At 48.9% G+C, this 25,234-nt stretch carries 13 protein-coding genes; 11 read left to right on the top strand and 2 right to left on the bottom strand.

Annotation, left to right across the window (positions count from 1 at the left end):
* Window positions 1–482: 482 nt before the first annotated feature.
* The 11 genes from BQ2633_RS06445 (at window position 483) to BQ2633_RS06390 (ending at window position 21,664) form a co-directional block, all read left to right on the top strand.
* A complete protein-coding gene (locus BQ2633_RS06445) occupies window positions 483–1,631 on the top strand; it encodes a GNAT family N-acetyltransferase (protein ID WP_075567265.1) in 1,149 nt (382 codons plus the stop codon).
* Window positions 1,632–1,745: 114 nt separating this feature from the next.
* Complete coding sequence (locus BQ2633_RS06440; protein ID WP_075565886.1) at window positions 1,746–3,839, top strand: DNA topoisomerase IV subunit B; 2,094 nt, start codon at window positions 1,746–1,748, stop codon at window positions 3,837–3,839.
* Window positions 3,840–4,002: 163 nt separating this feature from the next.
* Complete coding sequence (gene coaD / locus BQ2633_RS06435; RefSeq protein WP_075565885.1) at window positions 4,003–4,458, top strand: pantetheine-phosphate adenylyltransferase; 456 nt, start codon at window positions 4,003–4,005, stop codon at window positions 4,456–4,458.
* Window positions 4,459–4,521: 63 nt separating this feature from the next.
* Window positions 4,522–6,150, top strand: a complete 1,629-nt coding sequence (locus BQ2633_RS06430) for a S41 family peptidase (protein WP_075565883.1) — start codon at window positions 4,522–4,524, stop codon at window positions 6,148–6,150.
* Window positions 6,151–6,235: 85 nt separating this feature from the next.
* Window positions 6,236–9,178 carry an insulinase family protein gene (locus BQ2633_RS06425; RefSeq protein ID WP_075565881.1) on the top strand — a complete coding sequence of 981 codons (2,943 nt, stop codon included), beginning with the start codon at window positions 6,236–6,238 and terminating at the stop codon, window positions 9,176–9,178.
* 31 nt (window positions 9,179–9,209) lie between these two features.
* Window positions 9,210–12,755: a SusC/RagA family TonB-linked outer membrane protein gene (locus BQ2633_RS06420; RefSeq protein WP_346048309.1), complete on the top strand. Its 3,546-nt coding sequence runs from the start codon at window positions 9,210–9,212 to the stop codon at window positions 12,753–12,755.
* Window positions 12,755–14,314: a RagB/SusD family nutrient uptake outer membrane protein gene (locus BQ2633_RS06415; RefSeq protein ID WP_075565878.1), complete on the top strand. Its 1,560-nt coding sequence runs from the start codon at window positions 12,755–12,757 to the stop codon at window positions 14,312–14,314. Before BQ2633_RS06420 ends, BQ2633_RS06415 begins: the two co-directional genes overlap by 1 nt.
* 36 nt (window positions 14,315–14,350) lie before the next feature.
* Entirely contained in the window at window positions 14,351–15,076 is a 726-nt protein-coding gene (locus tag BQ2633_RS06410) for a fasciclin (protein WP_083233977.1), read from the top strand.
* 20 nt (window positions 15,077–15,096) lie between these two features.
* Window positions 15,097–15,633 carry a hypothetical protein gene (locus tag BQ2633_RS06405; protein WP_075565876.1) on the top strand — a complete coding sequence of 179 codons (537 nt, stop codon included), beginning with the start codon at window positions 15,097–15,099 and terminating at the stop codon, window positions 15,631–15,633.
* Between the two features lie 11 nt (window positions 15,634–15,644).
* The gene (locus BQ2633_RS06400) at window positions 15,645–16,964 is read left to right on the top strand and encodes a thioredoxin fold domain-containing protein (protein WP_075565875.1); all 1,320 of its coding nucleotides are present in this window, start codon (window positions 15,645–15,647) and stop codon (window positions 16,962–16,964) included.
* A gap of 1,019 nt (window positions 16,965–17,983) precedes the next feature.
* Window positions 17,984–21,664 (top strand): family 20 glycosylhydrolase, encoded by a 3,681-nt coding sequence (locus tag BQ2633_RS06390; RefSeq protein WP_083233976.1) that lies wholly within the window; start codon window positions 17,984–17,986, stop codon window positions 21,662–21,664.
* A gap of 304 nt (window positions 21,665–21,968) precedes the next feature.
* On the opposite strand, the gene BQ2633_RS06385 is transcribed toward BQ2633_RS06390, so the two are convergent.
* The gene (locus BQ2633_RS06385) at window positions 21,969–22,178 is read right to left on the bottom strand and encodes a hypothetical protein (RefSeq protein WP_075565870.1); all 210 of its coding nucleotides are present in this window, start codon (window positions 22,176–22,178) and stop codon (window positions 21,969–21,971) included.
* 246 nt (window positions 22,179–22,424) lie between these two features.
* Window positions 22,425–24,995, bottom strand: coding sequence for a TonB-dependent siderophore receptor (locus BQ2633_RS06380; RefSeq protein WP_075565868.1), 2,571 nt, complete (start codon window positions 24,993–24,995; stop codon window positions 22,425–22,427).
* Window positions 24,996–25,234: the final 239 nt, after the last annotated feature.

Below are 25,234 nucleotides of genomic sequence, written 5' to 3'. Positions count from 1 at the left end.
TTGGCGAATGTAACAATTTTTTCTTGAAATGACAAGTGCTAAGGTTTCATTTCGTGAGAACTTTTTAGAAACAATCGAGAATTATGCGAGACAAACGGTTGTGGAAGGAAGATGAGAGAGGCTTTCCTCATATTCTCGTGCGCTGTAGCAAGAGGATTGTAGGATTTTGTAAGGTTGGCGGAGATGGGTGAGTCGTGCGTCGGTTTGAACCTGCGAGACAGTTTTGAGGTGTGGTTATTGACGTGGAGAAGGTGGTATGAAAATCGCATATGCTCTTGTGAAAAATGGCTGAGAATGAAGAAGAATTTCAGAAAAAGGCCTAGAAAATAGGCGAAAGTGCGGAGAAAATTGTATATTTGCACGATAACATCATCGCGCGCTTGCAAAGGTGTCCTCCTCGAGAGGTGCTTTTGCTCTTTTTCCGTGCAGTGAAATGGAAAGAGTATTTATTGTGCAAGTGCACGCCCTTGTTCCTCATTATCATGCCAATTCACATTACGAAAGTCACTACAAAGGACGAACTCAAGCAATTTATTCGTTTTAACTACGAACTCTACAAGAACAACGCATACTCCGTGCCTGATTTGCTCGAAGATATGCTCGACACCTTCAATCCCGAGAAGAACGCAGCTTATGATTTCTGTGAAGCGGAGCTCTTTTTGGCGGATCGCGAAGGCATCCTCGTAGGGCGTGTGGCTTGTATCATCAACCACAAGGCCAATACTACTTGGGAAACCAAGAATGCTCGCTTCGGATGGATTGACTTTGTGGATGACCTTGAAGTGAGTGGCGCGCTGTTGCGTCACGCTGAAGAATGGGGAAGACAACATGGTTGCGACAAAATTATCGGTCCTATGGGTTTTACCGATCTCGATGCAGAGGGTATGCTCATTGAGGGTTTTGACAAATTGTCAACCATGGCGACCATCTACAACTATCCTTACTACCCCAAACATCTTGAACATCATGGTTATGTACGAGAAATTGACTGGGTGGAACGTAAAATCTACGTTCCCGTGAAGGGGCACGAAGCCGAACAAGAGCGCTATTTCAAGGTGGCACGTCGCATGGGCGAACGTTTGAATCTCAAAGTGCGTAAGTTTAAGAATGTCAAGGAACTTAAGCAGGGCGGGTATGTCTACAAAATCTTTGATGTGGTGAACAAAGCCTATGCACCGCTCTTTGGATTTAGCGAGCTCACCCGCAAGCAAATCGACAAATATGCCGATGAATATCTGAAACTCCTCGATTTGCGTTTGCTCACTGTCATTGAGGATGCTAACGGTGAACCCGTAGCTATGGGCGTGTGTATGCCCTCTTTGGCTGTTGCACTGCAAAAGGCCAAAGGTAAACTCTTCCCCTTCGGTTGGTGGCATTTGCTCAAAGCCTTGAAGGTGAAGAAGTCAAAGACTGTGGAATTGCTGCTTGTCGCCGTTCTTCCTGAATATCAAAACAAGGGCGTTAACGCCTTGCTGTTTGCCGATATCATTCCCATTGCTAAGGAAATGGGTTTTGAATACGCTGAAAGTAATCCTCAGCTTGAAACGAACCACCAAAGCCAAGATCAATGGAAGGGACTCGACAATGTGGTGCACAAGCGCCGTCGCTGCTTCCAAAAATCGCTGGTTTAATCGATATATGCGGTGAAAATCGATGAAATAATATGGACTCATCGGACAAAATAACCGCCTTTATCGCTACATTAGCTCGCATTTTATCTTATCTATTGTTTATTTTTCCGCTCCATGTCCGAACTTCTCGACACCAACGTACGCAACGCTTCCGACTACAGTGAAGACTCCATTCGCCATCTTGACGATATGACCCACATCCGTATGCGTCCGGGTATGTATATTGGACGTTTAGGGGATGGCTCGCATGCTGAAGATGGGGTATATGTCTTGCTCAAAGAGAGCATAGACAACTCTATAGACGAATTTAATGAAGGATTTGGTAAAAAGATTGAGATTGATATCCAAGATGACCTCACGGCATCTATTCGTGACTATGGTCGTGGCATCCCCTTGGGAAGTTTGATTCCTGCTGTATCGAAACTCAACACTGGAGGTAAGTATGATAACGACCAATACACCGCTTCTGTCGGTCTAAATGGTGTGGGTTTGAAAGCTGTCAATGCGCTTTCTAAGAAATTTATTGCTCGCACTCATCGCGATGGTCAATATCGCGAAGCCACTTTTGAGGGTGGACAACTCGTGTCTGACGTTTCGGGAGATACCGAAGAGGAAAATGGTACGTTTATCTACTTTGAACCCGATCCGCAGCTCTTCCTCAACTATCGCTTTCATGGCGAATTCATCGAGACGATGCTCCGCAACTACACCTATCTCAACACGGGACTCGCCATTTTCTACAATGGTCGTCGCATCATCTCGCGCAACGGTTTGGAAGATCTTCTCACCGACAACATGACCGCGCAAGGACTCTATCCGATAGTGCACCTCAAGGGAGAAAGCATCGACATCGCTTTTACCCACACGGGGCAATATGGTGAGGAGTATTATTCTTTTGTCAATGGTCAGCACACCACGCAAGGTGGGACACACCAAAGTGCTTTCAAAGAGCACATTGCACGCACCATCAAGGAGTATTTCGGTAAGAACTACGAAGTACAAGACGTGCGCAATGGCCTCGTGGCTGCTATTGCGGTGCGTGTGGTAGAGCCCATGTTTGAATCGCAAACAAAAATCAAGTTGGGTTCGCTGACGATGGCACCTGATAAGGACAAGAGTGGACAGCCTTTTGCGCTTAGTGGCGTGAGTGTCAATAAGTTTGTGGGAGATTTTATCAAGGAACAAGTGGATAATTATCTCCACAAGCACCTAGATGTGGCAGAAGTAATCCAACAAAAGATTCAGGAGAGCGAGAAAGAACGCAAAGCCATCGCTGGTGTCACAAAACTTGCTCGTGAGCGCGCTAAAAAAGCTAATCTCCACAATAAGAAACTCCGTGACTGCCACGTCCATCTCAATGATGCTCCTCCCAAACCCAAGCGTGGGCAGGATGAAGTGGTAGATTTGCGTTTCGACTCTAGCATATTCATCACCGAGGGTAATTCCGCCTCGGGTAGTATCACGCAATGTCGCGATGTCAACACGCAAGCCGTGTTCTCTCTTCGTGGTAAACCACTCAACTCTTATGGGTTGACGAAGAAGGTGGTGTATGAAAACGAAGAGTTCAACCTCCTGCAAGCTGCACTCAACATTGAGGACGGACTGGATGGATTGCGCTATAACAAGGTGATTATCGCCACAGATGCCGATGTCGATGGCATGCATATTCGTCTGTTGATGATGACCTTCTTCTTGCAGTTCTTCCCTGATTTGGTGAAGAAAGGTCACGTATATATCCTTCAAACGCCGCTTTTCCGTGTGCGCAATAAGAAAAAAGCTGAAAAAGCTGTGGCTGAAGAAGGTAAAAAGACCTCAGGAAAGGGTAAATCTACGGCAAAAAATGCCGATTCCACCGAAAATACTGCCGATTCTACGTCAAAATCTGGCAAAACCTCAGCAGGTAAGCGCAAAACTGGTCGCACCGAGTTTGAGACCATCTATTGTTATAATGAAGAAGAGCGCGTAGCAGCCATCGAACGCCTATCTCCCAACCCTGAAATCACACGATTCAAGGGGTTAGGTGAAATCAGTGCCGATGAATTCAAGAATTTCATTGGACCCGACATGCGACTCGAACCTGTGACGCTGCACAAAAGCGACAAAGTCAAGGAACTATTGGCTTACTATATGGGTAAAAATACGATGGAACGTCAGAATTTTATCATTGACAACCTTGTCGTGGAAGAAGACCTCGTGGAAGAAATCTAGTGATTGTTTCAGAGGTTAAATGATAGTTCTGTCGTTTTGCTACTCCGTAGCTTCGACTGTTTTGCTCTTTCATCGCTTTGTAGAGTTCTGTTTTTTGCAGTTTGTCAGTGTTTCTTAGGCTCCGTCTCATCAAAATATCGCATTCAAATCCCCTTGTTCCCCTATGCGCATCGCTATCTTTCCAGGAAGTTTTGACCCCTTCACCATCGGTCATGCCTCAATCGTACGTCGCGGGCTCGAAATGTTCGATAAAATCGTGATAGGGGTGGGGTATAATACCAACAAACGCTCTTTTCTCACTCCCGAAGAGCGCGTAGCCGCCATCGAAAAGGTCTATGCATCGGAAGCTCGTGTGAAAGTGGTGGCTTATGACGACCTCACCGCTGATTTAGCACGCAGAGAACAAGCTCGTTTTGTGTTGCGTGGCATTCGTTCGGTCAAGGACTTTGAGTATGAGCGCGACATCGCGGGTATCAACCATCGTCTTTCGGGCGTAGAAACGGTGTTACTCTTCACCGAACCTCACTATGCCGATATTTCTTCGACTATTGTTCGCGAGCTTTTAGCGTTTGGCAAAGACGTAAGCGAATTCTTACCCCAAGTGGCCTCTCTAGACTAGTCCGCATTCATCGGCTTTCACTAAGCTATTTTCCCACCTCTGACTCCTATATTTCCTTTTCTCATGCAGCAATATCGCTATTTTCCCACTTTTTTAGCTAGCCTTCTTCTCTTGTTGGCTAGTACTTCTTGGAGCTTCGCCCAGTCGCGCAACAAAGACGCCGACATAGACGTGACGCAAATCCGCAAACTTCAGATGGCGCAACTTGCAGTTACCCAGCTCTATGTGGACTCTGTCAATCAGAAAAAGCTCGTAGAAGACGCCATCAAGGGAATGCTCGACAAGCTCGATCCACACTCTTCCTATAGCAATCCAGAAGAGACCAAGAAGATGAATGAGCCTCTCGAAGGAAACTTTGAAGGTATCGGTGTGCAGTTCAATATCCTCACCGACACCCTAGTTGTGGTGCAAACCATCAAGAAAGGACCTTCTGAGAAAGTCGGAATTCTCAACGGTGACCGCATCATTTCTGTCGACGGACGTGCCATAGCAGGGGTGAAAATGCCGCAAGATAGCATCGTGAAGTTGCTGCGTGGTCCCAAGGGCACCAAGGTGCGCCTTGGAGTAGTGCGTCGTGGTGCTGCAGGTGTCCTCTATTTCGTGGTGACGCGCGACAAAATCCCCATGAACACCGTAGAAGCCACCTACATGATTGCCCCTGGAGTAGGATACATTCGTTTTGATCGCTTCGGTGCAACTACTGGTGACGAAGTAGAAAAAGCCCTCCAGACGCTGAAGAAACAGGGAATGAAAGACCTCATTCTCGACTTACAGAGCAATGGAGGAGGTTATTTAGGAGCTGCTGTCGATGTCGCCAGCCAATTCTTGCGTCCAGGTTCTCTCGTGGTCTACACCCAAGGTCGCAACCAACCTAAACAAGTGCTGAAAGCTGAAGGAGGTGGATTGTTCCGTCAAGGCAGAATTGTGGTCTTAGTGGACGAATTCAGTGCCTCAGCAGCAGAGATTGTCACAGGTGCTTTGCAGGACTACGACCGCGCTCTTGTGGTAGGTCGTCGCACATTCGGTAAAGGATTGGTACAACGCCCCATCGATCTCCCCGATGGTTCGATGATTCGTCTCACCACGAGCCACTATTACACACCCTCTGGCCGTTGCATCCAAAAACCCTATGAGAAGGGAAAGAAGGAAGAGTATGCGCAAGATCTCGAACAGCGTTACACTCACGGAGAACTCCTTCACAAGGACTCCATCCGCTTGGATTCATCGCAGGTTTATCACACTCTCATCGACAAACGTATCGTTTATGGAGGGGGAGGTGTGATGCCCGATGTGTTTGTTCCGATTGATACAGCACAAATCACTAAGTTCCACATAGCACTTCGTCGCAATAATCTCATCAACGAAGCCACTCTGCGCTATATCGACAATCATCGTAAGGCACTTCGTCAGCAGTATAAAACCTTCGATCAGTTCGAACGCGAATTCACTGTTCCCCAATCTCTCATCGACGAAATTGTTGCAGCTGGAAAAGCTAAGAAAATTACGCCGAAAGACGATAAAGAATTAGCAGAAACGATTGAAGATTTGCGTTTCAGCTTGAAATCTATCTTTATCAATGGCTTGTTTGAATCGAGCGACTTCTATCATTTTGTCAATCAAAAGAATAATATTGTTCAAGAAGCTCTCAAGCAATTGAAAACCAATCCCAATATACCCACCCACGTGCGGTAAATCACACTGACTAGCGTGAGTAGAGACTTCTGCCCTTTCCTGTTATCTGATGTTTCTACTCACGCTTTTAATGCATCTACGACCCATGAACTTATTTTCTAAATACTCCCATCGTGCTTTTCTGCCATCGCTTTGTCTGTCGGCGGCTAGCCTGTTAGGCATCAGTGCAGCGCACGCCCAAATATCCACCCTCCGCACAGGAAAACTCCCCAACGGTCTTACCTACTACATCAGCAAAGATGCAGGAGGGTCGCAAGGTACTGCCCATTTCTACCTACTTCAGAACGTAGGTGCTTTGTTGGAAAACGACAAACAACAAGGTTTGGCACACTTCCTCGAGCACATGGCATTCAACAGCACCAAGCATTATCCCCAAGGCGTCATGACTTGGTTGCGCCAGCGTGGATTGTATGACTTTGATGCCCGCACCGGACAAGATGAAACGCGATTCTCCATCAGTGAGGTTTCCACAGAAGCTCCCGGACTCACCGACTCCGTATTGCTCGTGCTCCGTGACTGGTGCGATGGTGTCAACATCACCGACAAAGATACCGAGAAAGAGCGCGGTATCGTCATTGAAGAATGGCGCCAGCGTAACACGGTGTCGAAGCGTTTGAGCGACAGTATTGCGAGTGTTGTCTACAATAATTCCCAATATGCGCAGCGCAATGTCATCGGTCCACTGCAATCTTTAGAGACACTGACAGCGAAAGATGTGCAACGCTTCTATCGCACTTGGTATCGTCCCGACCTTCAGTGTGTCGTCATTGTGGGCGACATCGACCCAGAAGTCTATGAAGCAAAGGTAAAGCAGCTCTTTGGCAGCATCAAGAAGCCGAAGAAAGCGGAAGTCCGTCCTAATTTCACCATTGCCGACCATAATGCACCGCTTTATTATCGTTTTGTGGATGCTGAGAACCAATCCCATTCCTATGGCATCTACCAACGTGTCGCCACGCCTACAGACTTGAAAGGCGAAGCTGCCACGAAGGAATTTCTCTTCCAGCAATTGTTCAACGACATCGCACCTAAGTATTTCGCTTATCTGCGCAATGACAACCGCGAAGATTTCATTGCCGCCTCTGTGAGCTACACACCACTGGTGCGCGGTTATGGCCAGTTTGCATGGGATGTTGTGCCCTATCGTGGCAAAGATGTCTCAGCCGTGCAACAAGTGCTTGTAGAGCGTGCTCGTTTGCTCCAACCCATCCCCGAGCGACTCTTTGAGAATGCCAAGCAATCGCTGTATGATGGCATGAAGCAAGCCTTAGATGACGAGCAAAACTTGGGTACTCCCGACAATTTCTTCGATCAATACCGTCGCAACTACCTCTACGGCACACCCCTCAAGGAACTTCGTGCACAGTTGCAGGAGAATATTGAACAATTGGTGGAGCTTGAAGTCGAAGACCTCCAAGACTGGTTGCAAGCGAAGATGGGCAACAACAACAATCTTGCCTTCGTAGCCTACACCGCTTCAGCACAAGAAGCCGCCATTTCCCAAGCTGAGGCTGAAAAGCTCCTCGCTACGACAAAGGCGGTGGGCAACGCTGCCGAAAAACAAAGCGATATCTCCGGAAATCTCATTGATTTCACCCTCCCGCAAGGGAAAATCGTGCGTGAACAGCGCCTACCTTCTCTCGATGCAGTGGAGTGGACGCTCTCCAACGGCATGAAAGTTGTCTATAAGTCGCTCCCCAAAGACTTAAAAGGCGAAGTGATGCTCCTTGCTGCTGCAAAGGGTGGGCACATGCTCGTGAAGCCAGAGGATTTAGCTTCCTTTTCTGCCATGCAAGGCCTCATCATGCAGTCGGGAGTCTACAAGTATTCTCGCAATCAGCTCGCCAACTGGTTAGGCAATCGCCCCATAGAAGTAAGCCTCACCATCAACGATTATCTCGATGGAATGCAGGCGCGCAGCAAGACCGATGAGGCAGATGCCCTCTTCTCCTATCTCTATCTGGTGTTGGCACGACAAAACTTCTCACAGCCCGTCTTTGACAAGTGGCTCCAGCGCAAAGAATACGTGTGGGCATCGCGTCCACAAGTGGGAAAAGAAGCTGTGGATCGTCAGATTCAAGAAGTCCTCTCTCCCATCACTCCCAAGAATCCACGTGAAGACAAGGCGTTCTTCTCCAAGATGCGATTCAACGATTTGGAACGCTTGTACAAAGAGCACTTTGGCAACGCTGCCCACTTCAACGCTTGTTTAGTGGGCGACCTTTCTGAGGCAGAAGCCAAGCGACTCGTCACCACTTATCTTGCAGCACTTCCTGGTGATGTCAAGCAACCTCGCAAGGACTTCACCCCTGCCGACTATGCCGCTCGCGACTTCACCAGTAAGGAGCGTGTCATCGACCGTAATTTTGTAGTAGAAACCCCAGGTGATATGGGCGAAGTGGAACTATCCTTCTTGCTCGATCAACCTAAACTCGACGAACGTCAGACACTCGCGCTCTCACTGCTCGAACCGCTCCTGCAAAATGTGCTCTTCGACGAACTTCGTGAGCGAGAACAAGCCACCTATAGCATTGCGGTTAATGCTAACCACGTGGAAGAGCCCATAGAACGTGCCACATTGTCCATCCACTTCTCCACTTCTCGTGAGAAAGCCGACCTTTTGAAGGCTCGCACCTTGGAAATCCTCCGCAACATGGCAGCAGGACACATCGACAACGATGCGTTCAAAAAGGTACAAATCCCCTTTATTCTCGACGAAGAGTCTGGTGATAAAGCAGCCGCTGGTGAACTAGGCTTAGGGGTTTGGCTAGCCCTTCTCAATAATTACGTTGAAACGGGTAAAGTGCCACAGTTGCCCCTCGCTAATGGCTCAAATAAAACCTCAGTAATCCCCAATAAGTCGGCTACTGCGCCTACATCTTCCGCTACCGCTCCCACAGTGCGTGTATCAGATGTGAAAGCCGCTGACCTCTCTGCCGTCTTGCAGCGTTTCCTCAATGATGCTCGTCAGCGCTACATCGTAGTAAAGAGCCAAGCTCCCGAAGATAAAAAGTGGGAACACGATTAAGTCTTATCTCTCCTAACCTAGTTATAAAGATATGTCACAACATAACTCACCCCTGCGTCTAAGTCTGGTCGCCCTCATGGGAGGTGTCCTTCTTGCTGGAACACCTGCAATGACCGCGCAAGCGCAGACCACCCCCACCACCATCACAGTTTCTTTCAAACAGAAAGATATGTGGACGGTGCTCAACTACATCGTTCAAAAGGGTGGTTATCAACTTGAGGGCGGTGATGCCGTACGCCAAGCAGGCATTGCCGTGACCGTGGACTTCGACGAAACAACACCCGCGGCTGCACTTGCCCTCCTTTTCGAAAATAAGCCCTTCCTCTACACCTTGGACGGTAAGCATTTGCGCGTAGTTCGCAACGCAGTGACAGCGGCTCCTACTGCAGCCAAAACCACAGGACAAGCCATTTCAGCACAAGCCACTTCAGGAACGACTACTGCACAGCAAACTGTTGCCGAAGGTTTGCGCGGCATCGTGCGTGATGGTGCAGGCCATCCCATCATGTCTGCCAATGTGCAGCTCAAAGGCACCAAGTTTGTGGCTATGACCCAAGAAGATGGCACCTTCGTCCTCCCCACCACCGCTAAGAGTGGAGAGTTGGTGGTATCTTCCATAGGTTATCAATCCTCTACGGTGAAATTCACCAATGGGGTAGTGCCTCGCGTCACCCTCAGAGAGACCTCACTTCAGTTAGGAGAAGCCACAGTTGTAGCGTATGGTGAGCGCAACTCTCGCGAATTGGTGGGTGCCGTGAGCAGCATCAAGGCCGAAAAACTCAAGGATGCTCCAGCGCCCAGCATCCAAAACCTCTTGCAAGGTCAGCTCTCTGGCTTGGCAGTGACCAATGTCTCCGGTTCTCCTGGTGGCACGGGGGCACGCATCAACATCCGCGGCATCAGTTCGCTCAACGACCAAGGTATCAACGACGGCACACCGCTGTTTGTCATCGATGGAGTACCCATTTCTAAGGTTTCCAGCGATGCCACTGGTGGTATCAATGCCCTTGCTGGCCTTGACCCCACGACCATCGAGTCTGTGGAAGTGTTGAAAGATGCTGCCTCCGCTTCCCTCTATGGTTCGCGTTCGGGCAATGGTGTCATCTTGATCACCACCAAGAAAGGTCGTCTCGGTCGCCCCGAATTTGGAGTCACCCTTTCACAGAGCCTTTCTTTCCTTCCTGCCACTCCCCTGCAAATGCGCGGTAATGGCGAACGCTATGTGCACAACCTCTTGGCGCGCCATCAGCGTTATGGCTACTACGACTATCTCACAGGCAACTATGTGTTGCCCAATGGTTATGGACAGTCTTATGGTCGCTCCCAATATGGCGATGGAGCCTACGACTACTTCTGGGGCAATGGTAATGTCCTCGCCGATGACGCCTCCGCTCCTGGAGCCGTGCAAGACTCACTCAACTCTTTCTACAACAATAATACCAACTGGTGGAAATACTTCTTCCAAGTGGGTAAGGTCACCTCGGGCAACTTCTACGCTCGCGGCGGCACCGACAATGCTCGCTATCTCGTAAGCCTTGGACTCTATGATGAGACAGGCATCCAAATCAACAGCGGATTCCAGCGTCTCAACTTCTTGACCAATTTAGATTTGCGCCTTTCACCGAAACTCAACTTCTTCACCCGTGTGAATTTGTCGTATGCCAAGCAAATTGCCATCAGCGGATCTAGCATCCAAGGTCTTGAGGTCGATCCCAAGCAGATGCCCACCGTCTACCCCGGAGCTGGCTCTGTGGCAGAGCAACAAACGGTGCAACGCATCCGCGATGTCCACGCACGTAACGGTATGTTCAACCCCCGTCTCACCTTGGGTGCCGACTATACCTTCTTCCCAGGACTGAAGTTCCAGACCACAGCTTCTGCTGATGCCTATTTCTCCAACAATCATCAGTTCCGCCCCACCTATTTGAACTTTAACAACCTCTCTTCTGTGGAGACTGCGCGCTCCATGGTGGTCATGATGCAGTGGGAAAACATCCTTACCTACAAATTCAAGGTTAAAGAAAAGAATAACTTCGAGTTGATGGGCGGTTTCACCACGACCTACGACCTCAATGAGAATATCAAGGGTAAGGCAGCAGGTGGACCTACCAACCGCATCTTTGAGATTGGCGAAGGCTGGCCTCAAGGGCGCGAAGTGGAAGGCCGCACCGAATACTTGCAACGTCTTACGACCAATCGTGAGGAGCAACAAATGATGAGTTACCTCGGTCGTTTCGCCTACAACTACGATCGTCGCTATCTCCTCGAAGCCTCCATTCGTTATGATGGTTCTTCCGTCTTCGGAAGCGATGTGCGTTGGGCGTCCTTCCCCTCTGTAGCAGCTGGCTGGGCATTTAGTCAGGAAGACTTTATGCGCGACATCTGGTATCTCTCCTATGGTAAATTCCGTGCCTCTTGGGGACGTAGCGGACAAAAGTTCCAAGAAGCCTACTTGGCACATGGTCTCATGGAAGAATCCAATATCTTCATGGGAGAATCAGGTTTGCAGCCTAGTGAAATGGCAAATAGCCACCTCACTTGGGAAAAGAGCGACCAGTACGACCTCGGTTTGGATCTCGAGTTCCTCAACAGCCGCCTCAAAGTTCGTGCCGACTACTACTACAAGTATTCTCACGATTTGCTCATGCAAGTGCCCACACCTGGTAATTTCTTCATCTCGCGTAGCACTTGGACCAATGCTTCCTCCATCTCCAACGAAGGATTAGAACTCGACATCACCGCTTCGCTCTACCGTTCTAAGGACTTCACTTGGGACTTAGGTTTCAACATCTCTCGCAACTGGAACAAGTTCCTCTCTTCCTACGATGGCAAGGACCTCAATGACAAGGTGCTCGGTCGTCCCATGTACGGCATCTACACCTATCATGACGAAGGCATCGTGCAAAATGAGAGTCAAATCCCCTACTACTACAGCCAAGAAGGTAAGCGCGTGCCCCTTTCGTTTGGTGCCTTGAGCCATCCGCTCCGTCCTGGTGGTCGTAAGATCAAAGACCAAAATGGCGATGGCATCATCAACAGTGGCGACCTCTACTATGCAGGTTCTGCACTTCCCATTGCACAAGGCGGAATCACCAACACCCTTACCTACAAAAACTTCACCCTCACCGTCCTCACCACCTACACCCTCGGCCAGCGCATGATGAATATGGTCAAAGGTGGAGCCTTCTTGTTCAACAAGAAGTTTGGAGTGGTGATGAACGACTTCACCAAGGCTAAGTTCTGGAAGCAAGAAGGTGACCTTGCCGACTATCCCTCACTCGAATTCTCCGACGATGGCTATGTGGGGCAGTTTGATGGCGATATCGATAGCAACATCGAAAAGGTGAGCTACCTTCGTTTGAAGCAACTCACTTTGAGCTACACCCTTCCTGCCAAAATCACCAAGGCACTCCGTCTCACAGAGGGACGCATCTACTTCACCGGCGAGAATCTCTTCCTCCTCACCAACTATTCTGGCCTCGATCCCGAAATCGTCAATCCCGCCACTGGTAAGGACAACGGCACGATGTATCCTCTGAATCGCAAACTCACCCTTGGTCTAAATTTCAAGTTCTAATGAAACAGCAGTTCCTACCCTATATTTTCTCCGCCGTCCTCGGTTTGGGATTGGTGTCTTGCGATTTGGATCTCACCCCAGAGAACGCAATCACCTATTCCAACGCCTTTGCTACGGAAAGCGAGTTGAACACCACCACCATCACCATCCATTTCTATCTCAACAATGCTATGGATGCGGTGCGTCCTCTCACGAAAGTGGGACTTCTCGCTGACGAATCGCAATATGACGACCAACTTCGCCAAGGCAACCCTCGCACCATCCTCGAGAGTTCCGCAGACTGGCAAGGTCTCTATCGCATGATTTTTGAGTCCAATCTTTTGCTCGAAAACATAGGTTCGACCAAAGGGCTCACCCAAGACCGCTACAACTACCATGCTGGTCAAGCCCATTTTGCCCTCGGCTTCGGATATCTCCAGCTCGCTCGTGCTTATGGCAAAGCCGTAATCCCGCTTGATGCCAAAGAAATCCGCGTTTACAGTCTATCCTCTCAGCAAGAAGTCATAGATGCCGGTATTCGCCATGCCGAGCAAGCCTACAACATGCTCCCTGTCTTCTCGCAAGTGCGCAACACGGCAGGAGCTAGTGTCACCTCCAAGCAATATGCCGCAAAGGGTAGTGCAGCCGCTTTGCTCGCCCATCTCTACGCATGGAAGGGAAGCATGGCAGACCTCTACGGAGCGTCTGGTGTAGATGCCAAAGCCGCCTACGAAAAGAGTGTGGAATATGCCACCCATCTCATCAATGGTGAAGCAGGCACTTATTCCCTCGTCGAAAGCCCCGAAGCCCTTTGCCAATTGCTTTCCAACCCCACTGCCAACAATCCCGAAGAAATATTCTCTTTGGTCTACGATAAGAGTCGCGGCAATGAGTCTACCACGAAAAACGATGTCGCCACCTCCTACGCCACTTGGCCCGTCAATGACACCAAACTCGAAGGTGACCTGGCGCAAGCCGACTATCGTCTCTATCGCTCCACGGTCGATAGACTCTATCCCGATGCCACCGACCTGCGTCGCACCGCCTTCTTCTACAAGCAAGACGAAGAGCACCTGTCGGGAGGCACAGACTATGCCGTACCTTACAAGTTCCGCAATGCCGTCTACACCATCGACCAAAGTTCGGAAGCGGGTAAGAACTTCTTGAGCATCGATGCCAACTATGTCTATTGGCGTCTAGCCGACCTCTACTTGCTCCGTGCCGAGTGTCTCAACAAACTAGGCCGCACGGCTGAGGCGATGGCAGATCTCAACGTGATTCGTGCGCGTGCTGGTGCTGCAGCCTATCCCGCCAATGGAGAGAGCGATCTGAAGCGTGCCATCTTCCACGAGCGCGAACGTGAGTTTGTGTTGGAAAACGACTCTCGCTATTACGACATCCTTCGCAATGGCTATGTCAAAACCGACCTCACCGGCAAGTGGACCTTGCTCACCAGTCAAGATTTTGCCGATGGTGCACTCAATCTCCCCATCCCCTATGGTGCACAGCGTGACAAAGACGGCAAGGTCATTAATGGACTCATCCTCCAACGTCCTTATTGGCACCGCTACAACAACTAGTTTCATGATCCTTCCGAAGGAATTAAATCCAGTCTTATGATACATCGCATCAAACAAGGAGCACTCTTCTGCTGCCTCCTCCTCATGGGGTGGCTCACCTCCTGCACCGACTACAACTTCGTGGAGACAGGACTTGCCAAAACCTACCACGACACCTCGATGCTCACCTATTTCAAGGGTGATAACTACAACTATAGCTATCTCGTCTATCTCATCGATCGTGCTGGTCTCAACGATGTCTTTGAAGGAAAGAGCACCTATGGTAGCCAAATTACCTTTATTGCACCTACCAACCACAGCATCCGTCGCTATCTCCTCAAGACCTATGCTGCCACCACTGCTAATGAAGAAACCACAGAAACCTTCAGCACACGTGGAACGTTCGATAAAGATGCCGCCACCGACAGCATGATCATGCACCTCATCGATTCTATCAGTGTTGATTCGTGCCGCAACATCGTGCTCTCTCACGTCATCCCCAATGAGAATCTCCAGCTCGAAGACTTCGTTCGTGGAACAAAATCCACCAGTGGCGAGGCTATCGGTAAGGGCGGTAAACTCTACACCATGGCTTCTGGCACGCAGTTGTGGATGTACACCTTTGCTTCCAGTTTTGGGGGCGTAGCTGGTGCAGGACCTTTGGGCTTGCACGTGGTGTCGCCCACTACTCAAGTGGAGCGTTTGGTGGCTTCTCACAACATCCGCACCAAGACAGGCACCGTCCATGCCCTGCAATACAATTTCACGCTCTTTGAGTTTTAATCCCCACTTCCTTTTGTGATATGAAAAGAATCTTTCTTTACAGCCTGCTCCTCGCAGGTCTTCTGAGCACCCCCGCGCTCACCGCTTGTCACGACACCACAGTGGGCTATCTCGACACGCAGTACGCTGCCTTCTCCACCAAAGAACTCGTGGTGTATCGCGAAGTGAGCGACGATAACGTCCACAGTCTTACACACGAATATCCTGCCCCTTGGTCGTCACAACGCATCCAAGGTGTGTCGGGCACCAATCCCGTCAACTTCTACTACCAGAGTGTCACCGTCAGCGACGGAGGAGATGCCGCTGCTTTCAACAAAGCCGTGCAAGATGGGCTCGTCACCGTGGGTGGTGGCACCATCAATCTCTTCCCTAAAGCCGTAGCGACTCTCCCCAATGGCCGCTACACGGTCAATCTCCGCGTGAGCAACGAAGGCTATTCGCGTGAACTCAACGGGCTCTTCACCTTTGTGGTCAAGGACAAGGCTGAAGAAGTCGCAGATGAGGCCACCACAGAAGAGAATCCTCCGGCAGAAGATAGCCCAGTCGAAAACTCCTAAAACGAAGTCGTATGAAACAGTTTCGTCTTTTCCTCCTCTCCCTCCTTTGTGCCCTAATCGCACTGCCTGTTATGGCACAAGAGTCCAAAGGCATCCAGTTTTTCAAAGGCACCTTTGCTGAGGCACTTGCCAAGGCCAAGGCTGAAGGAAAACCCCTCTTTGTCGATTTCTATGCTGTGTGGTGTGGCCCTTGCAAGAAGATGGAGAAACAGATATTCACCCTCCCAGAGGTGGGCGAATATTTCAACAAAAACTTTATCTCTCTCCAACTCGATGCCGAGAAACCCGAAAATGTGGACATCGCTAAAAACTACAAGGTGGAAGCCTTCCCCACATTGGGCATCATCGATGGTGATGGTAAGGCGCTCTCCATCAATGTGGGCTATATGAACGCCCAAGAACTCCTCGACATGGCGAAGACGGCGATGGGAGAAATCAAAGGTTTTGAGCAACTCTACAAGGAATATCGCCAAAACCCCAACGACCTCACCATTCAGCAAGATTTGCTCACCATGGCTCCCCAATTTCTCACCACGCAAGACGGCATGGATGCAGAAAAATGGGTGGTACGCGTGCGCAAAATCTATCAGAAGTACATCGAAACCAAGATGGCGGACAATAGTCTCATCAATCGTAAAGACTATATCATCATCGGTTATCTTGGCGGTGACGATGATGAAACCACCGATCGCCTTGTAGATTACATCAGCACTCACCTCGATGCGTGGTTGGCTGCCGTGGGAGAACCTGCCGCCTACTATGTGGTCGAAAAGAACGACGAGCGTATGCTCAAACTCGTTAAGAAAGGCGATGCGAGCTACAAAGACTATCTCGAAAAGATCCGCACCGACTACAAAAAGGCTTACGATGTGATTCCCGTTTCCAGCGTAACTCCCTACGACAAGTCGCGCGACTACTTCAATGCCCTCTTTGCCATCTACAAGAACAAGGACGTGGCAGAATATCTCAAGCTCATGCGCAAATATCTTGCGGGTCTTGGCAAGGATGCCAATGCTGCCGACTATGCCATGGCTGCACAGTCCCTCTACTATGCTGCCGACAAGAAGTTGCGCGCTGCCGACCACGAACAAGCCATAGAGTGGCTCAAAATAGCCATCCCTTCCGAGAAAGTGTTGATGAACAAAATCAACTATCTCGTGATGGTGGGCGACTCCTATCGCGAACTCAAAAAATATTCCGAAGCTGAGCAATACTACAAGCAGGCTTATGGTGAATCGCTCCAAATGGGAGGAGAGTTGCAACAAGCGCAACAAATGATTCAAGCCAGCGTGCTTCATAAGCTCTCCACCCTAGAGTTGCTCATGCGCTAAGGGGAAACGCTCTCACAGCCCTTCTTTTGCCCCTTTTTCGCCCTGCTCTTATGTTCCCCCTCTATTCATATAGGGGAAGCAAATAGGGCAAAGAGTGAAAATTCGGCGGAAAAGTGAAGAAAAAATTTTAGACACCCTTTGTTTTGCTATTTCTACATGACAAATCAGGGATGTTTTGTTTTTGGCTTTTCAGTTTTCGGTTTGCTGCTTGCACACCATCTTTTTAGGGATGAGACGGCAGTCTTTGCTCACGCGCGTGTACGCGCGCCTTCCCTGGGATTTTGTGCTTTTTGCTTTCACAACCTTCACACGAAGGGTTGTGGAGAGCCATCAATCTAAGGTGAAACAACCATGTTCTCTGATGTGCGTAGAGGAACTTTTTTGCCCCCTTGCGACGCACTTTTGACATGTTCTGTTAAAATATGTCCGAAAATATCGTGTTACTTATTGATATATAGTGGGTTATATAGGGTGTCTGTGAAGGTTGTGAAAGCAAAAAGTGCAAAACTCCTGTTGTGTGCGCGTACACGTACGCGCGAGAGAACCTATTTTAACATCTAGTAGCAGCCAGTTTTCTGCTTATCTTTGCCTTTCCCCTTCTTTGCGCAATCTTTCTCCTTTGAGAGCGTGTGCTGTCGGTCGTGACAATCATCTTACGTCTTAAAATCGGTTTGCACTGTTGCAACAGGAATTCTCCGAACAACATAGAAAAATGTCCGACGTTTACTCAAAAAACTCCGACGTTTTCGGAAAAACGTAGGAGATTTCTCCAAAAATGTCGGAGATTTTTTTTGAATTCTCCTATTGTTTGGGTGCGCTATGCCCCAGCTATCATATTTGAGGGGGCAAAGTCTATTCTTATGTCTTTCATGAAAAAGTTATTACTCTTGTTTTTTGAAAAGAAAAAAATAGAGATTTTGACAGATGTGACAGAAACTTTAGGCATTTATGCGCAAATGTGTTGGGATATACAATAGAAAATGCTATATTTGCACTGCATAATATCATAAAACGTAGTCATGAATACATTTCGAAAGTTATTTCTTTTGTGTTGGGCTGTACTGGTGTCGCTAGTGAGTCTGGCAGCCCCTTCTATGCCGAAGGTGAGCACAGCGCAAGAGGTGCATTGGTATCTCTTGAAGTTTACTAACAGTGGATTGGTGGTGGAAGCCTCCAAAGCCAATAATGGTGTGCATCTTGCTGCCATGACGGGTGTAGATGCTCAGTTGTGGAAGGTAGAAGGTTCTGCTGCTGCGGGGTACACGCTCACCAACAAGATGGGCTTGCAACTCTATGTCACCAACACCCAAGAAAAGGGTATGGTAGAAGCTGCCAAGCAACACGCCAACAACAAGTTCTCCATTGAGCCTTGCAAGACGGCGAACTTCACCTCTTCTTTCGAAATTCATCCTAAAGCCAACAGTGAAGTAGGGTTCAACCAATGGGGGGGAGCAGCTGCAGGTCATCCCATCGGACTTTGGGGTTCTAGCAAAGACCGAGAAGGCAACAATGCTTTGACCTTTGAAACTACTGCGGCGTTGGACGTTTATAAGAATCTTCCTCCTTTGGTGCCCTATCCTCAGAACATCAACATCCAAGAAGGAAAGAATCTTGACTTGCGCAACTTGAAAGTCATCACTTCACCCGTTGACAGTTTGAAGGGCATGGTGCACGAGTTTGCAGAAGAAGTGAAAACTCGTTTGGGACTCACCCTCTCTTTGCAATCTTCTCCTGCCGCTGCTGCAGACGGCATGGTGGCTTTGATCACCGACAAGAGCCTTGCTGGTGCTGAAGCCTATACGCTAAACGTCACCGAAAAGCACATCGAAATCAAAGCCGCTCATCGTGCTGGTTTTTTCTATGGTTTGCAGACTTTGCGTCAGCTCATGACCAAGGCTTTCTATCCCAAGAATGTGGCACAGAGAGACTGGAATCTCCCCGTGCTTAGCATCAAGGACAAACCCCTCTTGTCTTATCGCGGATATATGCTCGACATTGCTCGTCACTTCTTCGACAAAGATGAGGTGAAGCGCATCCTCGACATCATGTCGTTCTACAAAATGAACCGTTTGCACTGGCACTTGACCGACGACCAAGGTTGGCGCATCGAGATTCCCGAATATCCCAAGCTCACCCAAGTGGGAAGCCGTCGTAAGGGTTCGTTTGTGAGCGATGGTACTAACCCACAATTCTTTGACGACACGGAATATGGTCGTGGCATGTACTACACCCTCGACGACTTGCGCGAGATTGTGGCTTATGCTGCCGAAAGAAACATCGAAATCATCCCCGAAATCGACATGCCTGGACACATGGTGGCTGCGCTTGCTGCCTATCCAGAGTTGAGCTGCTACCCTAATCGCACCTACAATGTTCGTGTGACTGCCGGTATCTCCAAAGACGTGTTGAACATCGGTGACGATAAAGTCATCGACTTCCTCAAGACAGTGCTCGACAATGTGGCGAAAGTATTCCCTGGACGCTACATCCACCTTGGTGGTGACGAATGTCCCACCGACCGATGGCAGGAAAATGCCCTTTGTCAAAAACGCATCAAGGACAATAACCTCAATGGCGTTGGTGAATTGCAACCTTGGTTGGTACACGAACTCGCGGTTTATCTCAAGAAGAAGTACAACAAAGACATTGTGGCTTGGGACGAACTCATTGAGACCAAGACCGATAACTACTGGAATCGCCACAAAGGTGAAGTTTCTCCGCTCATCATGGCTTGGAACCTCGGTAGAGATGGCACAGGCCGTTGGACTGACTGGACCGATATCTTGGCTGCTTCTAAGGGTTTCCACTCTGTGATTGTGCCTTACAATGTGCTCTACCTCGACTGGATGCAAGTGACTGCCGACCAAGCGGATGTCAATGAAGGCTACCGCGGAGGTTGGGGCGATGGCAGCGTGAACAGCGTTGAGAAAATCTACAACTTCGATCCCTTGGCGCGCCTACGCTCTGTGGGTAAGACCGAATTTGGTCTCGGTGTACAAGGTAATATGTGGACAGAAACGACCAACAACAACGCAGAATTAGAATACCAACTCTTGCCTCGTTTGTTGGCTATTTCTGAAATCGGTTGGTTGCCTAACAACCAAAAAGATTGGTTGAGCTTCTTCTATCGTTTGCAACAGCACAGTGTTGTCTTTGAAGATCGCAAGATGACCTATGCTAAGCACGATTTCTTGAAAGAAGCCAAGACTCCTCTTCAAGAGAAGATTGACGAAGCAGAAAAGTTGTTGGCAGACACACACGCTGACGAAGTGGGCTATGTGTCAAAAGCTACTTTCGATGCTTTGAAAACCGCTGTGACCACTGCCAAAGCGGCTGCGGCATCTGACGAAGCACAACAACTTGAGGCGATGACCGCAGCGCTTGCCACATTCAAGGCTGCACCTATCACACAGCCCGTCGCTGGCAAGGTGTATCGCGTGAAGTCGGCTTCTACCTACTACAAAGCTAAGTATGCTGGTGCTACGCTCTATGCTGATGGTACAACTGCTGTGCGTGTGCACTACACCGATCAGCAAATGCCCGAAGAACTCTTCACTTTCGTAGAGGCTAATGGTGGATGGATCATGCAGTCTGTTCACAACAAGCAGCAAGTGACTGTGGGAACTTATGACCAACCTTTGCGTTTCGTCAAGAAGAATGCTACTCCCATCCGCATTGACCGCGCTGCAGTGCCTGCGCAACAATATGACTACGTGCCTGGTGCAGTGGTGTTGTCTAAAGTACAAGGCTACAACGCTACAGCTAATGGAAGTGTAGGTCGCTTCTACATCAAGTCTTTTGGTGGAAATCGCAACGATGACGTGCCTTCAGAGAATAAGGTCGTAGCTTTCGATAACCCCACTTTGTGCAATCCTGGTACATGGTACATTGAGGAAGCTGATTTCCAAAAGATGCTTGCTGCGCTCTTGCAGCGTTGCGACCAAGCTGTAGAAGATGTGGTGCCCAACGAAGAAGGTCAGCACACCCAGGTGGCTATCCAGCAGCTGCAAAAAGACCTTGCTCCTGCTCGTGATTTGGTGGCAAAACAAGCTGCTGTGTCGCAAGAGGTGTATGAATCTTATGTGAAGGTCTATGAGAAGTTCCTCACTGCTCCTAAGACTACGGCTGTAGATGCGCTCTCCACTGCTCACTACTACGTGATTCGCTGCGCACATCCGAAATTGTCGGGCTATGTGGCTCAGTTGAAGGACGGCATGGTAGTACCTGCTGCAGTTAATCCTACTGCTGTTTCTGAAGACGATCCCACTATCTTGTGGCAATTGGTACGTCAAGAAGATGGTAGCTTTGCAATCCTGAACAAGGCCTCAGACAAGAAGTTTGTAGGGGTTAGCAACGCTAGTTCTGGTGAGAGCGTCGTAGAAAACAATGTGGCTTATCCTTGGAAGTTGCGCTTCCGCAAGCAAAGCGACATCTCAGGTTTCTTCATCTTGGCTGATGCTTCCAATTATGGTTGGTATCTTCCCTTGAGTCCTGCGTCTACTACGCGCATCACTTTGAAGCCTGCCAATCAATGGAACAATTACTGGAAGCTTGAACCCACCACCATTCCTACTGGTTTGGAGCGCTCTCCTCTCTTCCAAGAAACGAATGGCACTATTTACGACTTGTCTGGTCGTGTCGCTTCTCCCCATCAGCGCGGAGTGGTGATTGATGCCGCTGGTCACAAGCAAGTGCGCTAATTTCACGCAACTCCTCCTGTTGAGCTCTGTTTTGCTGCATGGCAAGGACAGACGCCCAGCTCCTAATACAACGACAGCGTCAAAACTCAAAGGTTTTGACGCTGTCGCTTTTTTTTGTCTCTCTCTGGAGGATGTAGGCACAATAGGCTTATCGTACGTTAGAGCGAAGAAAAAAGGGAATTAAGGGGAATAATAGACGCGCATGGTGGTGGAGTGTGGCTTTCTTCCTCATGTTGCATGCAAGAGAGGGAGAAAAAAACTACATAATGCGCCGAAAAATGAGCATTTCCGCGCGTGGGGCGGCTTATTCTCCACAAAGTGCTTGGTAGACCGGTTCAAGATGTTCCGCTGCAAGATAGGCAAAGAAGATAATCATCAAGGTGCTGTGTCGGCGAAAGAGGGAGCGATATTCCGCATCTTTCTCATGTTTCTTTTTGCGCTCAAACTGAATGCGCTCGATGATGCTTAAGATGAAGCCGAGGGTGAATAGGGCAAAAAGGAGGTAGTGACGCATAATCTATAGGTATGTTAGGAAATAAGTGTGCTTAAGAACTATGTTTCGTAGCAAAGGTAGAAAAAATAGGTGATAGTGCCAAATGAATCATGGGGGTATGATGAGAAATGTCTTTGACGCAGCTTGATAGTGGGGTAGATGACTCTTTATGGACTTCTGAACTATGGCTTGAAAAAACGGCAATTCCCACTACTCACAATCCGTGAGTAGTGGGAATTTTGAGGTAGAATAGTGGCTAGTGTGCAACTAGAATCGATACGTAGCCGTGAGATTGATGTTGCGAGGTGCACCTGGGAAGGAGCGCAAACGGTCATATCCTGAGATATAGTATTGCTTATTGAGCGCGTTATTGAGATTCAGTTGGAGCTGGACTTCACGCACCTTATAGTAGAGGGCGAGATTTAGTAGCCCATAACCAGGATAAGACACGACATTCTCGCGACGTCCCACTTGTCCTTTACGCTCGCTCACTCCATTCAGACCAACGCCAATGCCAAGATGGCGCAGCATACCTGTGGGAACGATGAATTTTGTCCAGAGATTAGCAGAGTGGCGCGGAGTGCCTGGACGTTGTAGGTTTAAGTCTTTTGTTCCTTCTGGCGCTTTTGAAATCTCTGCTACATTGAAGGCATAGCTAGCCATAATGCTCCAATAGGGGAGGATTCGTCCAGAAACATCAAATTCGACACCACGAGAAAGTTCTTCCCCAATAGGCACCATGAGGTCGGGTTGTCCTGATACTCCAGCATTGTAGAGTGTATTTTTCTGACGGAGACTGAAGAGAGCTGCAGTGACGCTGAGGCGTTTGTTGAGATATTCGCCTTTGGCTCCCACTTCCCAGAGTTCGCTTTCTACAGGATCGAATGGTCCTCCTGAGGCTGGATTGCTCTGGACAGCCACGTTTTGAGGTTCGAAACCTCGAATCCATGTGGCATAGAGATTGGTAGAAGGGAGCACAGAATAGACCATTCCTACGCGAGGGGTAAAGGCGTGTTGATGGGTTTTGCTCTCCGTGCCATTATCATGTTGGGTGATGTCGGTGAACCACTCCATGCGCGCCCCTAAGAGCAGCTGAAGTTTGCGCCAGGTGAGTTGTTCTTGGAAATAAACGCCATTGGTGTATTGGTCGCTAGGACGCACATCTTTAGATTCGTAGATGTATTTGGTCACGTCTTGATAGCGATTGCCAGCAGAAGAATTGAGATTAAAGGCAGGAACATTGGTGCGTGGGTTGCCGTCTTTGTCTAAGAGATAGTCGTCGAGCTTCTTCGTATTGAAAGTTTTGGCTGTGCCTCCATTCTTGAGGAGATAGCCCCCTGCTTCGATGTAGCTAGAACCAGGTGCAAGTTGCGTATTAAAATGGTCGTAGCCCACCAAAACCTTGTGTTTTACTGCTCCTGTGGCAACATCCCATGTGAGATAATTGTTGAAATTGTTGTTGCGGAAGTGGCGTTGACGTTGTGTCACGCGCATGAGCACAAGAGAAGGGTTGTCTTTTCCGTCAGCCTTCTTCACAAAAGCGTTGTCTTGAGAGTGTTCCATCAAGTCCTCATCGTAAGACGAATAGAGATAGGTACTGTTGAAGAGAAGACCTTGGGCTAGTTGATGTGAGAGAGCAAAAGATAAATTAAGATTGTTCTCCCGCAGATAGTCATTGGCTGCAGACTGTGTGGCAGATATCGGACGAGAGAATAGACTACCATCTCCGAATACGGCGACTCCTCGATCGAGCTTACCTTGGTTGTTGACATAAGTCATGTCCACATTAAGCTGTGTGCGGTCGGAAGGTCGATAGGTGAAGGAAGGGGCTACGATGTAGCTCGTGAGTCCTTGGAGATTGCGGTAGCTATCTGTGTTTTCATATCCGAGATTAAGGCGATAGAGCAGGGTCTTTTTATTGTTGAGCGGACCGGTGAGGTCAGCATAAGCGCGTGAGGTGTTGAAGCTACCCGCAGTGAGAGACACCGATTTTCGAGCAACATCAAGTGGTTTCTTGGTCACGCGGTTGATGATGCCGCCAGGAGCAGCATTGCCAAAGAGGGCAGAAGCTGGACCTTTGATGACTTCTACACGCTCGATGTTGGCGAGTGAGGATTGACGCCACAAGCTAGTTTGCGTGCGCATGCCATTCACCAGGTTGCCGGAGTTGCGATTACCCGTTGCTCGGAAGCCACGGATAGAGAAATCGTTGTAGAAAGAGTAGGGATTAACACCACTCATGTTTTTCACCACATCATTCACGGTGATGGCACCTTGGTCGAGCACTAACTCCTTGGTGACGTAGTTGATGGATTGAGGCACATCTTTGAGCAGTGTCGCAGTTTTGGTGCCCACAAATGACACCGTATTTTTATAGGATTGTTCTCTACGTCCCATCACATCGACCGTGGGCAGGTTGCCTTCATGTTCGTGAAGCATGAAATCCACATGACGATGAGCGTCTTTATTGTCAGAAATTCCGAGAGTGATGGCGCGTTCTTGTGCCACATATCCCATGGCTTGTACGCTAAGGATATACTCACCAGCAAGGAGGTTGCCAATCTGGAAGAAACCACTTTTTCCACTATTCACTTTAATCTTTGTTCCTTTCACCGTGATAGAGGCTCCTCCGATAGCATTCCCATTGTTGTCGGTGATTTGTCCGCGCAATTCGAAGAGACGAGTGGTAGAATCGTGTTGTATCACTGAAGCGGAAGAAGAGATGGGGGAAACTGCAGAACTAAACGGTTTACTCTTTGTTTCGCTATGGGCAAGGGCATGGGAAGGCGTAGCCAAGGCTGTCACCAATAGTGCCACAGGAATGAGTGGGTAAGTCATAAGAAGTAAGTAGTTTGACGTAGAAAATTAGCATGGGGAGAGCGTTCTGTGTGGTTGTCTCCCCATAGTTCTGTGTAAAATCGATAAGGGAATGTGTCCTTTCCACGACAAATTAGCCAACATATTAAGGCTACTTTGCCATTTTAGATCAGTCACATCGCATGGTACACGTACCAAAGTGCTCACAAAATTACGTGCTTCCCCTTATTTTCGATGAAGAATTTACAATTTTTCTACAC

The sequence above is a fragment of the Ihuprevotella massiliensis genome (assembly GCA_900095835.1).
Classification (GTDB): Bacteria; Bacteroidota; Bacteroidia; order Bacteroidales; family Bacteroidaceae; genus Alloprevotella; species Alloprevotella massiliensis.
This window is presented reverse-complemented; position numbering and strand designations above follow the sequence as displayed.

Excerpts from the sequence above, each read along its gene's own strand:
- BQ2633_RS06445 (WP_075567265.1), top strand. The coding sequence starts at position 483 with ATGCCAATTCACATTACGAAAGTCACTACAAAGGACGAACTCAAGCAA.
- BQ2633_RS06440 (WP_075565886.1), top strand. The coding sequence starts at position 1,746 with ATGTCCGAACTTCTCGACACCAACGTACGCAACGCTTCCGACTACAGT.
- coaD (WP_075565885.1), top strand. The coding sequence starts at position 4,003 with ATGCGCATCGCTATCTTTCCAGGAAGTTTTGACCCCTTCACCATCGGT.
- BQ2633_RS06430 (WP_075565883.1), top strand. The coding sequence starts at position 4,522 with ATGCAGCAATATCGCTATTTTCCCACTTTTTTAGCTAGCCTTCTTCTC.
- BQ2633_RS06425 (WP_075565881.1), top strand. The coding sequence starts at position 6,236 with ATGAACTTATTTTCTAAATACTCCCATCGTGCTTTTCTGCCATCGCTT.
- BQ2633_RS06420 (WP_346048309.1), top strand. The coding sequence starts at position 9,210 with ATGTCACAACATAACTCACCCCTGCGTCTAAGTCTGGTCGCCCTCATG.
- BQ2633_RS06415 (WP_075565878.1), top strand. The coding sequence starts at position 12,755 with ATGAAACAGCAGTTCCTACCCTATATTTTCTCCGCCGTCCTCGGTTTG.
- BQ2633_RS06410 (WP_083233977.1), top strand. The coding sequence starts at position 14,351 with ATGATACATCGCATCAAACAAGGAGCACTCTTCTGCTGCCTCCTCCTC.
- BQ2633_RS06405 (WP_075565876.1), top strand. The coding sequence starts at position 15,097 with ATGAAAAGAATCTTTCTTTACAGCCTGCTCCTCGCAGGTCTTCTGAGC.
- BQ2633_RS06400 (WP_075565875.1), top strand. The coding sequence starts at position 15,645 with ATGAAACAGTTTCGTCTTTTCCTCCTCTCCCTCCTTTGTGCCCTAATC.
- BQ2633_RS06390 (WP_083233976.1), top strand. The coding sequence starts at position 17,984 with ATGAATACATTTCGAAAGTTATTTCTTTTGTGTTGGGCTGTACTGGTG.
- BQ2633_RS06385 (WP_075565870.1), bottom strand. The coding sequence starts at position 22,178 with ATGCGTCACTACCTCCTTTTTGCCCTATTCACCCTCGGCTTCATCTTA.
- BQ2633_RS06380 (WP_075565868.1), bottom strand. The coding sequence starts at position 24,995 with ATGACTTACCCACTCATTCCTGTGGCACTATTGGTGACAGCCTTGGCT.